Raw genomic sequence first — 13861 nt, forward strand, 5'->3', positions numbered from 1 at the left:
TGAAGCTAGTAATACTTTATTCATTATCCATTAATTTGTTTTACTTTGCAAGATTCTTTCTCCAAAAAAAAGCTAGGAACAAATCATTCCAAGCTTCAATCTACTATGGTAAATTTTTTGCAGGTGTTTTTGCAAGCGCTTCTATGCGCGGTTTGATTTTTTGGGACGCTGTATCTTTTATTAATAAAGCTCCTGCACCAAAAACGATACAACTATAATAAGTTATAATTCGCCATAAGACTAGAGCCATGAGTAGTTTGGCAGGTCCAAGTAACATACCGAATAACAATGTAAAAGTGTACTCAGCTCCACCGGCCCCGCCTGGAGTTGGCATCACCGTTGCGAACATAATAATAAACGCATGATAAGTAATCGCCATATACAAACCAATTCCTGTCACACCAATCGCTTGTAAAATAAAGAATGGGATTGAGAAGTAAATCCAAAGTTGCAACGTTGTATAAAAACAACAACGAACAATTAATTTCCAATCTTTACCAATTCGGCTACTTTCTTCATGGAAAGTAATAATCTTCTCATCTAACGTATTTCTTAAATTGGAAACTTTTTCTTTTTTCATAAATAAACGTGTTGGTATAAGTAAAATGTGCACTAATTTTGTCGTGAACTTTTGGCTTCTTCCTACTAAAATAAGCGCAGCAATGACAATCACATGCACACCAAACCCTAGTAGAACAAGGAATTTCAATTGTGTCACGCCAGTCATTAAGTAATGAATACCAAAAATCAAGATAACTAAAAAGTTCAGCACGACCATCGCTTGGTAAATAATGAATTTTACGAGTAAGACCGAACTTCCTCGCCCCGCATCCATGCCTTGCTTCGTCAACATAACGAGTTGCGCAGGCTGTCCGCCAGTCGCCATTGGAGTAATGGTATTAAAAAATTGGCCAATCATTGTAATCCGGAATGACGAAAAAAAACGTTGGTCCTTATTCGCTGGTTTGGATGCAGTTTGTAAAACAACCGCTTCTAAAAACCAATAAATAAACATTGCAGCAAAGGCCGCCAAGAGCCACCAAGGGTTTACTTTTAACATCGAAGCAAAAAAAGTGGAGATATCTACGCCTTGAAATTGCCAGATAATGAAGCCGATGCTAATTGCTAATACAATCGCAATATTAAATAAGTTTTTCTTTGCGCCTCCACTCATTACCTTTCACTCCTTCGTTAATAATCCTTGATAAAAGCCCAACCATATTTCAGCTAGTCGATCCTCTGAATAATAAGCCGCTCCTCGTTTTGCAGCTTGTAACATTTCATTATAATAGTTTGTATCATTTTCTAATCGTTCGATAGCCCTAATAAATCCAGGGTTATCTACTTCTTTCACATAATAGCCGTCTAAAATTTCTTCATACAAATCTAAATTTCGTAATAATATCGGAACATCCGAACTCATCGCTTCCAAAATCGCCATCGGAAATAGTTCGTTGTAAGATGGCATAAAGAACACATCTGCCATATTAATACATGTATTCATTTCAGAACGATCCACAATCCCAATGAAATTAACATTATTTGGTGGATTATCATAGATTTTCTTCAATTCCTCGTAGCCAGAAGTGATTTTACCAAAAGAAAATCCGCCTGCCCAAACAAATTGAACATCAGGAAGTTGTTTAGCAACCTCGATAAAATCAAGCACACCTTTACGATGCTGTACTTGACCAATTCCAATCACTGTAAATTTATCCGCCGGAATTCCATATTTCTCCCGAGCAAGTTCCTTCTCTGTTTTTGAAATTGGGAAAAAGCTCTTTTTGGAAACGAAATTCGGGATATAATGAATTTTTTCTTCTGGAATATTATAAGCCGTAAGTTTGGGAATAAAAGATGGATTCACAACAACAATCTCATCCATTCGTTTATAAAAACCAATCAAATATTTATAGAAAACTACGCGAGCAATCCAAGGTAATTTGAGGCTCCCTTCCATTGTTTCGGGTAAAAAATGGACATATCCGACCCGAACGCCTCGTTTCTTCTTAAAAAAAGTCGAAAGAAAAAAACGGAAATCAACGGTATGGTAATGCGTGATATCCGATTTCTCAAAACTATTAATCTTCATATCAATTTCATTCTTATATCGTTCTTCTAGCAAATTCACAAGTTCGCGGTAAGCTGATGCCACACCCTGACCTTTTACTTTTTCTGCCGAAGATAGCATTGTCAACTTAATCACGCCGCGATGACCTCTCTTTCCTTTGAACGTGTGTAGAAGATGATAGTGAAAATACTTGTGAAGCTATTTTACTTTTTATTAGTGTGGGCTTTACTTTAATCGTCCCATTTTGTCGCTTTACTCGGTATATTTCACGAACTTCATTGTATGTAGATTCAATGTTGATTCCAAATTGATCCGCAGAAATGGATTCCACTTTTACTCGACCATTCGTAGCGACCAATGTGGCTGTATTTTTGTCTGAAAGTATATTTATTAACAGTGATGCAAGCTCATCATCTTCATTGAATAAAAAGGCTGTTTCTCTGTCGCTTAAAAAGCCTTCAATGCTTTCATCACGCTTGGCAACAACTGGTAAAGAAGCGGCCATTGCTTCTGCATAAGTCAAACCTTGTGTTTCTGTCGTTGAAGCACTCACAAACAGATCCCCTAATTGATAATATAAACTAATATTTTCCCAGTCTACAGCTCCAGTGAAAATAACATGATCTGCTAATTGTTTTTCTTCTACTAATTTTTCTAAGTCTTTACGCACAGGGCCATCGCCAACAATAACCAATTTGGCTGTTGTTTTTGTTTGAAGGACTTCTGGCATTGCATTAATAATCGCATCGATATTTTTTTCATGCGCAATTCTTCCAAGTGAAAGTATCACTGGATCATTTTCTCCAATACCAAGTAATTTCTTCAAGTCTAGAATCCGCTGTTTCTCAACTGGCGCGAACGATGAAATATCTGTGCCTGTTGGAACAGTGTACATTAATTTGTGGATACCTTGTTCTTCTAAGTGGTGTCTTACTTTTGCAGTTGGAGTGATTATGGCGTCATAGCTATCACAGAATGATTTTGTCATTTTACCCACCATAGAAGGTGTCAAAATTTTACCTTTCGCAATATAATGCAAGTAATCGACATACATTGTGTGGTAGGTATGGATAGATGGAATATGATATTTTTTAGCAATTCGCTTACCTAAAAGACCTAATGAAAACTCCGTATGTGTGTGAATAATATCTAAATCCAAGCGACCTACTAGCTTAATAAACTTATTCATTCCAGCAATTGCTACGCGACGTTCTGGAAAAAAGACAAACGGAATACTTGGTAAACGAAATACACGTCCCTCTTCGCTTTCTCTATCAGCGTTTGGGTCGGTTGTTGTAAATATATACACAGTGTGCCCTTGTTTTCTTAGTTCGTTTTCCATAATCATTATCGATGTAGCTACACCGCTAATTTGCGGACTGTAGGTATCCGTAAAAATCCCTATATTCATTACTATCGCCTACTCTCTTCCTCGTTGGTTCATTCATCATTTAATATATTATTATAACATAACTATAGTAAGTCGTATCACATAACTAACTACATTATGGCTCATTTATTTAGATAAAACATGCGCCTGAAGCATGATTTTTTATCGGGAAATTTGAATTGATTCGGTCCATTAAATGAAAGCTATAGTTATCATACCATATTAGTCTTAATAACGATAATTAAATTCCTTCTATAAAAGCCTTCGTAATACATAAAAAATAACTGGCAAAATCAACAAGTGATCCTACCAGTTATTTTTATATCATCATAAAGTTCGTCTTACGCTTTACCGTTAGAACCAAACTCTTGAATTTTTTCTGTTACAGTTTTGATAATCGCGTCCACACCAGGGCCGATTACTTTACGTGGATCATAAACTTTGTCATCAGTAGCTAATTTTTCGCGAACAGCTGCAGTCCAAACGATTTGGCATTCAGTGTTTACGTTGATTTTGCTGTGACCTAGTTCAATTGCTTTTTTGATTTGGTGTTCAGGAATTCCAGAACCACCGTGAAGTACAAGTGGAGCACCTGTAAGTTCGGAGATTTCTTTCATTTCGTCAAAACCAAGAACAGGTTCGCCGTGGTAAGGACCGTGAACAGAACCTAATGCTGCAGCAAGTGCATCAATGTTAGCTTCTTTAACTACACGTAAACATTCTTGTGGATCAGCATAGTTGATTCCACCAGTAACTCCGTCTTCGTCTCCACCAACAGTTCCAATTTCAGCTTCAACAGATACGCCTTTAGCGTGCGCATAATCAACAACTTGTTTAGTCATTGCAATGTTTTCGTCGATTGGATGGTGAGAGCCGTCGATCATTACAGAAGAGAATCCTGCATCGATAGCCGCTTTACAAGAATCAAAGCTTGAACCATGATCGAGGTGAATCGCAACAGGTACAGTGATTTTCAGGTCTTCTACAAGTCCTTCAGTCATTTTTACAACTGTTTTGAATCCTCCCATGTATTTAGCAGCTCCTTCAGAAACTCCTAAAATAACTGGTGCTTTTTCTGCTTCTGCAGCTTTCAAAATAGCTTGAGTCCATTCAAGGTTGTTGATGTTGAATTGACCAACAGCATATTTTCCAGCTAATGCTTTTTTCAGCATGTCTGTCATGTTAACGATAGGCATAATACAATTTCCTCCCTCAGGAATTTAGGAAAACCATTTTTGATTTCCCCTAAGATTTGAATTTCCGCCGTGAAAAATAGTGGCAGCTATTTTCCCCTAACAAACATATGATAACAGATTTGTGATGAATTTACCATAAAAACTAGAAAATTTTCTGGTGTAAACGCTTTAGCCTCTAAGACGGGAAGAAATCCGATTTTTATCAGCAAATACTTCTAATGCTTCTGGGATTACCTCTAATGTATACGGTGCTTTTCCTCCATACACACCATCATAGCTAACATTTAAATCTGCGTCACTGTTTATAGTAACCTTATTTGTGCGCGCATGGATTACATGCGGACTACTTAAGTGTGTGCCCTTCTTTATTGAAGCAAATAATTGAAATAATTTTTTAGGAGAGACTTTCTTTAAAATTAATAACTCAAACATTCCACTATTTAATTCGGCAGGAGGACACAATGTCTCCATACCACCGACCGAGTTGGACTTATTTACAAAAAACAGCAAAATCTCACCTTTAAATATTTCATCGTTATATGCAATTTCGACGTACACTGGTGATAATTTTGGAAGAACAGTTAAACCGCTAAATAGATAAGCAAGTCTGCCCCATTTAGATTTCATTGATTCTTTTACAGCATAAGTTATTTCGGTTATTTTCCCACCAGCTGCGTTATTAATGAAAAATTCGGTCTCATTGGCTTTACCGATATCTACACGAATTGTTTCTTGTTTGGCTATAATTCGAAGTGCTTCGAGTGGATCTTTAGCAAAATTTAACGCTCTCGCATAATCATTCGTCGTTCCAACCGGTAACACTCCTAGTTTCGGTGGAGTATCAACTTGCATCAAGCCATTAACAACTTCATTTACTGTACCATCTCCACCTGCTGCAATTACAACTTCAAAACCGGCTTCTGCAGCTTGTTTCGCAATAAATGTAGTACTTTTAGGTGCTGGAGTTGATGGGACTAAAGTTACTTCAAAATTTGCTTCTGTTAAAATTTTTTCTGCATCCGGAAGTAATTTTCTAAACTTATTTTTCCCCGCTGCCGGATTGTATATTATCATCGCTTTCTTTTGCAAATTGCCGCTCCCTCTTTCCTCTATATATAATTTAGTTTCCTATTTTGACCTTAGGATGTCAACTTGTTTGACTGAAAGAAAGCGCTAGTTAAATTGAAGGGCTTTTTACCTATTACAATTCACATACGTTAAATTAGTTAAAATTACATTTTGGGATACCTTATCGAAATTTTATTACTTTTACAGAAAAAAACATACGTAAATAGGTTCATTGTTACCAATATCCATTGACTACAACCAGACGTGTTGTCATAATTAGAAATAGAATACTTTTATTTAATATAAAAAGTAGTGCAGTTAGGAGAGGATTTAAACTTTGAAAAAATTAGTAAAATCGGCGGTTGTTTTTGCAAGCCTTGTTTTTATTGGCACCTCCGCTACTATGATTACAGAAAAAGCAAGTGCTGCTTCCATTGATCCGGTGCAAAAAGTAGATGGTCAAGCTACTTATATCCCCAAAGGAGTTAGAGATGGGACTGCAACGGAAGAACATGACGGCTTTGAAGATGGAACTAATAGCGTACTACAGCAAGTCCCTTTGCTTCGCGCAACAACAGGATACCCTGATGTTAATGCCTATATTAAATCAAACAAATTTTCAACAGCAAAAATAGAAAAACAATTAAAAAGCCAATTTCCTAAATTCAACTATCGTAATGGTTACGGCAAACCAGAAGGAATAGTTATTCATGAAACAGCAAATAATTCATCTACTATTACAGGTGAAATCAATTACATGAGCACCAATTACAACAATGCCTTTGTTCACGCTTTTGTAGACAAGTCTCGTATAATCCAAATCCATCCTACTGAAAATGGTGTTTGGGGAGCAGGACAATATGCTAATGCTCGTTTTATCCAAGTTGAATTAGTTCGTTCGAAGACTTTCGATGAATTTGCTCGTTCTATTAATAACTATGCCTATTATGCTGCGTACCTTTTAGATCAATATAACCTTCCTGTTGATAGCGCGCACAGTGATGGCAAAGGAACAGTCTGGTCACATGATGCAGTTACACGTTATTTAGGCGGAACAACCCATACTGATCCTGTAGCGTATTTTAATCAATGGGGCTATAACTTCAATAATTTTGTTAGTTTGATTAACGAAAAATATAAAGCAATGCAAGTAAATTATGAAAAAATCGAATATGATAAAGCAATCACTGCCTATAGCCGAGTCAAAACAGCAACAGGCAATTCTGTATGGACTAAACCAAATAAAACAGAGGGTGCTAAATTAGTAAATCCACTTTCATCTTATTCTGGTAAAAATTTGCGTATTATCCGTGAAGCAAAGACATCCGGTGGTACAATCTGGTATCAATTTAGCGTTGGTGGAAAAACGATTGGTTGGGTAGACTCCAAAGCCCTTAATACTTTCTACACACCAAGTATGGAAAAAACAATTACAGGTACTCGCTATGTTCTACCAAGTAAACAAACCGTTCATTATTACGGACTACCTGTAGAAGACTCTGCGATTGATCGTGGACCCCTTTCGAAATTCAATGGACAAGCTCTAACACTCCAACGAGAAGCTACGATTGAAGGACAACTTTGGTACCGCGTAAAAGATCTTGGCTGGGTTAAAGCGGTTAACTTAACAACTACCAAATATGATTTAATCGAATACGACAAAGCCATCACTGCATATAGTCGCGTCAAAACTGCCGCTGGTAATTATGTTTGGTCAAAACCAAATAAAACAGAAGGCGCCAAACAAGGCAGCGCACTTTCGACTTATTCAGGGAAAAACATGCGCATCATACGAGAAGCGAAAACATCAAGCGGTACAATTTGGTATCAATTTAGTATTGACGGAAAAACAATTGGTTGGGTAGATACAAAAGCACTCAATACCTTCTATACACCTAGTATGGAGAAAAATTTAACGGCAACTCGTTACGTTGCTCCTGGTCAAGAAACACAACATTATTACGGACTTCCAGTCGCTGATTCAGCCATTGACCGTGGACCACTTTCTAAATTTGCAGGTCAAACACTGACTGTTCAACGAGAAGCTACAATCGAAGGACAACTTTGGTATCGAGTGAAAGACCTAGGTTGGACAAAAGCTTCCACTTTAACTGCAACACAATATGACAAACTTGAGTATGATAAAGCAATTACTGCCTACAGCCGAGTCAAAACAGCAACAGGTAACTCGGTTTGGACGAAACCATATCGTACGTCTGGCTATAAGTTAGTTAATCCACTTTCATCTTACGCTGGTAAAAACTTACGGATTATCCGCGAAGCAAAAACGTCCAGTGGCATTTGGTATCAATTTAGCGTTGGTGGAAAAACGATTGGATGGGTAGACTCCAAAGCCCTTAATACTTTCTACACACCAAGTATGGAAAAAACAATTACAGGTACTCGCTATGTCCTACCAAGTAAACAAACCGTTCATTACTACGGACTACCTGTAGAAGACTCTGCGATTGACCGTGGACCACTTTCGAAATTCAATGGACAAGCTCTAACACTCCAACGAGAAGCTACGATTGAAGGACAACTTTGGTACCGCGTAAAAGATCTTGGCTGGGTTAAAGCGGCCAACTTAACAACTACTAAATACGATACGCTTTCGTATGACAAAGCCATCACCGCATATAGTCGTGTCAAAACAGCGACAGGTAACTCGGTTTGGACAAAACCAAATAAAATTGAAGGCGCTCAAAAAATAAGCGCACTTTCGACTTATTCAGGTAAAAACATGCGCATCTTACGAGAAGCAAAAACATCAAGCGGTACAATTTGGTATCAATTTAGTGTCGGTGGTAAAACAATTGGGTGGGTTGAAACGAAAGCACTCAATACCTTCTATACACCTAGTATGGAGAAGAATTTGACAGCGACCCGTTACGTTCTGACCAGCAAGAAAAATGAGCATTATTATGGGCTTCCTGTTGTAGATTCTGCTATTGATCGGGGTCCACTTTCCAAGTTCAGCGGGAAAACGTTAACCGTTCAACGAGAAGCTACAATCGAAGGACAACTTTGGTATCGTGTGAAAGATTTAGGTTGGACAAAAGCTGCTAACCTAAGTGCTAAAAAGCAATAATAAAAAACTCCCAGCCGGGTATGGCTGGGAGTTTTTTATTACTTTATTTATTTTTAAGTGCTGCGCCAACAAAATCTTTAAACAAGCTTTGTGGACGGTTTGGACGAGAAATGAATTCTGGGTGATATTGACAAGCGACAAACCAAGGGTGATCAATCAGTTCAACTACTTCAACTAAACGACCATCTGGGCTCGTTGCAGAAACAATCATGCCAGCTTCTTCCATTTGCTCTCTATATTCGTTATTAAACTCATAACGATGACGGTGACGCTCTTCTACAAGTGTTGTACCATAAGCAGCCTCCGCTTTGGTTCCTTGCTTAATACGCGCTGGATAAAGACCTAAACGAAGCGTTCCACCCATGTTTTCGATATTTTTTTGTTCTGGTAATAAATCAATGATATTATGATTTGTTTCAGGTTCGATTTCTGCAGAATGTGCTCCTTCAAGACCAAGAACATTGCGGGCAAATTCAACCGTTGCTAGTTGCATACCTAAACAAATACCGAAGTAAGGTACTTTATTTACGCGAGCATACTCGATAGCAGCAATTTTACCTTCAATGGCACGATCACCGAAACCACCAGGAACTAAGATACCATCAACGTCTTTCATGATTTCAGCAACGTTTTCTTTTGTTACTTTTTCGGAATCAATCCAGTCGATTTCGATTTCTGCATCATGGTCATATCCGGCATGACGAAGTGCTTCTGCTACAGAAAGGTAAGCATCTTGCAAGGAAACATATTTACCAACTAAGCCGATACGAACTTTTTTGGAAAGGTTTTTCACGCGGTGTACTAGGTTTTTCCAATCAGTCATTTCAGCTTGTGGTGCTTCTAATTGCAAGTGTTCTAGGACGATATCATCCATTTTTTGTTTTTGTAAAGAAAGTGGTACGTTATAAAGTGTTTCTTCATCACGAGATTCAATAACCTCAGAAGCTTTAATATCACAAAATAGCGCAATCTTATCTTTCATTTCTTGTGAAACTGGTTGCTCTGTACGAACAACGATAATGTTTGGTTGAATTCCTAGGCTGCGAAGTTCTTTTACACTATGTTGTGTTGGTTTTGTTTTCATTTCGCCTGCAGCTTTGATGTAAGGAATTAAAGTTGTGTGAATATAAAGTACGTTTTCCGCACCAACATCACTTTTAATTTGACGAATTGCTTCTAAGAATGGTAAAGATTCGATATCCCCAACCGTTCCACCAATTTCAGTGATGATAATATCTGAATTGGTCATGCGCGCTGCACGGAAAACACGATCTTTTAATTCGTTTGTAATGTGTGGAATAACTTGCACAGTTCCACCTAAGTAATCCCCGCGACGTTCTTTTTTAATAACTTCCGAGTAAACTTTACCAGTTGTCACGTTGCTGTATTTATTTAAGTTAATATCGATAAAACGTTCGTAATGGCCAAGATCCAAGTCTGTTTCTGCACCGTCATCCGTTACATAAACTTCCCCGTGTTGGTATGGACTCATTGTTCCTGGATCCACGTTGATGTATGGATCAAACTTTTGAATTGTAACACTAAGCCCACGATTTTTCAGCAAACGTCCTAGTGATGCTGCTGTGATTCCTTTTCCGATTGACGAAACTACGCCACCTGTAACGAAAATATACTTTGTCATGTTTAAAAAATCTACTCCTTCCTGAAATGAAAAACTTGCAGGGTTCTGACGATTTTCCTGCTGGGGTGGGAAATTGCCAGATAAAACAATATTGTGATTATCTTTCTAACGTATCCATCACAATTTCAAGTATTTTGTAAACCAAAATAAAAAACACTCCGCCTACTTCATAAAAGTAAGGGAGCGTCGATTCTCATAAATATCCGTCCCTATAAAAGGGAGCCCAAATAAAATACTACTAATGATAGCGATAGAAGTCAAGTCTTTATTTTATGAAACCGCCATCAATCCATTAAGTACGCTAAAAAAAATCAGACAGACACTTTTCCACAAAATGGAGGTGCCTATCTGATTAACAGTTAGTTATTATTTATCTTCTGGGTCTTCTGTATAATCGCCATCAGAATAATCATCTTCTACAGTAGCTAAATCGCCTTCGATTCCGTCTGGTAAGTGATCATCGTCATCTTCCTCTTCGTCAAGTAAAACGTCAGCAAGAGAGATTTCTTCTTCACCAAGCTCTTCCACGATTTCTTCATCATCGTAGTCCACGTCATCATCCAAGATTTCTTCATCTTCGTCGTCATCATCGTCTGATTTACGTTTTTTCTTAGGAGTCGTTTGTGTTTGAACTTCTTCATCAATTGCATCCATTGGATACCACGCACGAAGTCCCCACGTGTTGTTTCCTAGCGAAATAAAGTTACCATCAATATTCATGTCTGTATAAAATTGAACAAGACGCTCCCTTATTTCTGCATCTTTCAAACCTAGGAACGCTTGAATCTCTTTCACTAATTCAGGGAAAAGAATAGTTTCTTTTCGTTGTTCCAAAATAAAATGTGCAACATCAATTAAAGATAGTTCACTACGTTCTTCTTGCGTTAAGTTCTTTAAATCCAAAACTGGCACGCCCTTTCTATCGTAATTCCAATTTATTTAGCTGTTATTTTTTCGTTCAGCCCAACTTCACTATTTTACATGTTATTTCTGGCAAGTACAACCTAAATTTTCTTAATTACATCAATTCTTCTTGACTATTTTATATCCGATGTAAAAGAAAAGGATGGCCATTAAAAGAATTGGGATCGATCCAAGTTGAAAGTCGTAGAGAATATAGATTGCGACGCACAGAAACACGAAAAGCAGCGCCAAAATTATTAATCGCTTCATCATATGCTCTCCCCGTTTTTTCAATTACCTATGTTTCTATTAACTTTAGTACATTTTGGTTATGACGTCAACGAGTAACCTATAATTTTAGGATATCACATTTTTTCTGGTGCTGATACACCAAGCAGCGTCAAACCATTTCTAAGAGTAATTTGTGCTGTTTTAATAAGCGCTAGTCTTGCTTTTGTTACTTCTAAATTATCCATATCAAGTACTTTATTGCTATTGTAAAAACGGTGGAACGCAGTCGCTAAATCATTTAAGTAACGAACGATACGATGTGGCGCTCTTTTGGCAGCAGCCTCCGCAACAACATCCGCGAACTCACCTAATACTTTTAATAAATCATATTCTGCTTCGGTTTGTAACAAGCTCATGTCCGCATCTTTTGTAACTTCCAAACCTTGTTCTTTACCTGAGCGTAGAATGCTAGAAATTCTGGCGTGTGCATATTGTACATAATAAACTGGATTATCATTAGACGTTGATTTTGCTAAGCTCATATCGAAGTTCATGTGTGTATCAGAGCTACGCATTGCAAAGAAATATCTTGTCGCATCAAGGCCAACTTCTTCAATTAAGTCGCGCATCGTAACAGATTTACCAGTACGTTTACTCATTTTAACTTGAACGCCGTCTTCGAATAAGTGAACGAGTTGAATGATTTCTACTTCTAGTTGATTTGGTGAATAACCAAGTGCTTCAATTGCAGCACGCATCCGCGGAATATAACCGTGGTGATCCGCTCCCCAAATATCAATTAACACATCAAAGCCACGCTCTAATTTATTTAAATGATAAGCGATATCTGGTAAGAAATATGTGTAGCTACCGTCCGTTTTGATTAAAACACGGTCTTTATCATCTTCAAAATCCGTTGTTCTTAACCAAGTCGCGCCATCTTGTTCATAAATATAACCATTTTCGCGCAAACGTTCTAACGCTGGCAACACTTTGTTTTCTTCATATAGAGATGTTTCTGAAAACCACTCATCAAAAGAAACACGGAATTCTTCTAAGTCCGCACGTAATTTTCCAGTTTCAAATGCTAGTGCATCAACACGGAAAACGGAACGACGCTCTTCTTCACTGGCATTCACGTATTTATCGCCGTATTTAGCTGCCAAATCTTTCCCAAGGGAGATAATATCCGCACCGCGGTAGCCATCTTCCGGGAATTCAGATTCTAAGCCTAACGCTTCAAAATAACGCGCTTCTGCTGAAAGAACTAAATTATTGATTTGATTGCCCGCATCATTAATATAATATTCTCTTGAAACATCGAATCCGGCCATGTTCATAATGTTAGCAAGGGAGTCTCCGATTGCAGCACCACGGGCATGTCCTAAATGTAAGTCGCCAGTTGGGTTCGCGGAAACAAATTCAATTTGGAATTTTTCTCCTTTACCAAAATCAGACTCTCCGTATTTTTTATCTTCAGTTAAAATAACTGGAACTAAGTCAGTTAAATAAGCATTATCTAGGTAGAAGTTGATAAAACCAGGTCCAGCAATTTCTACTTCTTTAATTAATTTGTTATCTTTTTTAAGTTCTGGAACGATACTTTCGGCAATTTGACGAGGGGCTTTCTTAGCTACTCTAGCAAGTTGCATCGCAATATTAGTCGAATAATCTCCATGCTTTTTATCTTTTGGTACTTCTAGTAAAATTTCTGGTACTTCCGCTTCTTCTAAACCAACCGCTTGAACAACTGCTTGTTTGATATGTTCAACTAGTTTGATTTGGTTCTCTTGCATGACATTCATTCTGCGTCCTCCTCTATTTTCATTAAAACAGTATATGAGCCAATGTATTCGCCGTGGCTTAGCAAATCATATTGAAAAGCAACTTCGCTCAATACATCAGGCTTATTTTCATATAGTTCTTCCATTGATACTAATTCTGATTCTAATTGTAATTTTCCTGCCCCCGAATCAACAGACGCAGTACTTCTCCGATTATCTCGAAAAAAGTGCATTCTCATATTTACGGCACCACTTCTCATTAAAAGCAGTTCGTTGTCAGCAATTTTAAGAACCGTACGAATTGTTCCAGCTAATTGTTTTTCCTCATAATGCAGATAACGATTGCCTTTATCGCGGTAAAAAACACCCGAAACAGACATATCGGATTTCTCTTCTGCATCCATCTGACGGATGACATTGGTGATATGAATAGTTACTTTTTTTCGTTCCATTTGATTAGCTGTCATATCGCTTATTTACCCCTT

At 37.7% G+C, this 13861-nt stretch carries 10 protein-coding genes; 1 reads left to right on the forward strand and 9 read right to left on the reverse strand.

Annotated elements, in window-relative coordinates:
* Window positions 1-103: 103 nt before the first annotated feature.
* The 5 genes from CKV70_RS12925 to CKV70_RS12945 all read right to left on the reverse strand — a co-directional run bounded on the left by CKV70_RS12925 (window position 104) and on the right by CKV70_RS12945 (window position 5746).
* A complete protein-coding gene (locus CKV70_RS12925; protein ID WP_003724021.1) occupies window positions 104-1174 on the reverse strand; it encodes a lysylphosphatidylglycerol synthase transmembrane domain-containing protein in 1071 nt (356 codons plus the stop codon).
* Window positions 1175-1180: 6 nt separating this feature from the next.
* Window positions 1181-2206 (reverse strand): glycosyltransferase family 4 protein, encoded by a 1026-nt coding sequence (locus tag CKV70_RS12930; RefSeq protein ID WP_009924347.1) that lies wholly within the window; start codon window positions 2204-2206, stop codon window positions 1181-1183.
* The gene (locus CKV70_RS12935; protein WP_003724023.1) at window positions 2199-3482 is read right to left on the reverse strand and encodes a glycosyltransferase family 4 protein; all 1284 of its coding nucleotides are present in this window, start codon (window positions 3480-3482) and stop codon (window positions 2199-2201) included. The genes CKV70_RS12930 and CKV70_RS12935 overlap by 8 nt, the downstream gene beginning before the upstream one ends.
* Before the next feature lie 320 nt (window positions 3483-3802).
* Complete coding sequence (gene fba, locus CKV70_RS12940) at window positions 3803-4657, reverse strand: class II fructose-1,6-bisphosphate aldolase (protein WP_003724024.1); 855 nt, start codon at window positions 4655-4657, stop codon at window positions 3803-3805.
* A 168-nt stretch (window positions 4658-4825) separates the two neighbouring features.
* A complete protein-coding gene (locus tag CKV70_RS12945) occupies window positions 4826-5746 on the reverse strand; it encodes a diacylglycerol kinase family lipid kinase (RefSeq protein WP_003732527.1) in 921 nt (306 codons plus the stop codon).
* 316 nt (window positions 5747-6062) lie between these two features.
* Here CKV70_RS12945 and ami point away from each other — a divergent pair, with 316 nt between their 5' ends.
* On the forward strand, window positions 6063-8816 hold the full coding sequence (gene ami, locus CKV70_RS12950; RefSeq protein ID WP_014601151.1) for an autolysin Ami: 2754 nt from the start codon (window positions 6063-6065) through the stop codon (window positions 8814-8816).
* 43 nt (window positions 8817-8859) lie between these two features.
* Here ami and CKV70_RS12955 read toward each other — a convergent pair whose 3' ends face one another.
* From CKV70_RS12955 to CKV70_RS12970, 4 genes are all read right to left on the reverse strand, one after another.
* Window positions 8860-10458 carry a CTP synthase gene (locus CKV70_RS12955; protein WP_014601152.1) on the reverse strand — a complete coding sequence of 533 codons (1599 nt, stop codon included), beginning with the start codon at window positions 10456-10458 and terminating at the stop codon, window positions 8860-8862.
* A gap of 366 nt (window positions 10459-10824) precedes the next feature.
* Window positions 10825-11361 carry a DNA-directed RNA polymerase subunit delta gene (gene rpoE, locus CKV70_RS12960; RefSeq protein ID WP_014601153.1) on the reverse strand — a complete coding sequence of 179 codons (537 nt, stop codon included), beginning with the start codon at window positions 11359-11361 and terminating at the stop codon, window positions 10825-10827.
* A gap of 365 nt (window positions 11362-11726) precedes the next feature.
* The gene (gene argS / locus CKV70_RS12965) at window positions 11727-13397 is read right to left on the reverse strand and encodes an arginine--tRNA ligase (protein ID WP_014601154.1); all 1671 of its coding nucleotides are present in this window, start codon (window positions 13395-13397) and stop codon (window positions 11727-11729) included.
* Window positions 13394-13843, reverse strand: coding sequence for a YwiB family protein (locus tag CKV70_RS12970; protein ID WP_003723610.1), 450 nt, complete (start codon window positions 13841-13843; stop codon window positions 13394-13396). Before CKV70_RS12970 ends, argS begins: the two co-directional genes overlap by 4 nt.
* Window positions 13844-13861: the final 18 nt, after the last annotated feature.

The sequence above is a fragment of the Listeria monocytogenes genome (genome assembly GCF_900187225.1).
Lineage (GTDB): Bacteria > Bacillota > Bacilli > Lactobacillales > Listeriaceae > Listeria > Listeria monocytogenes.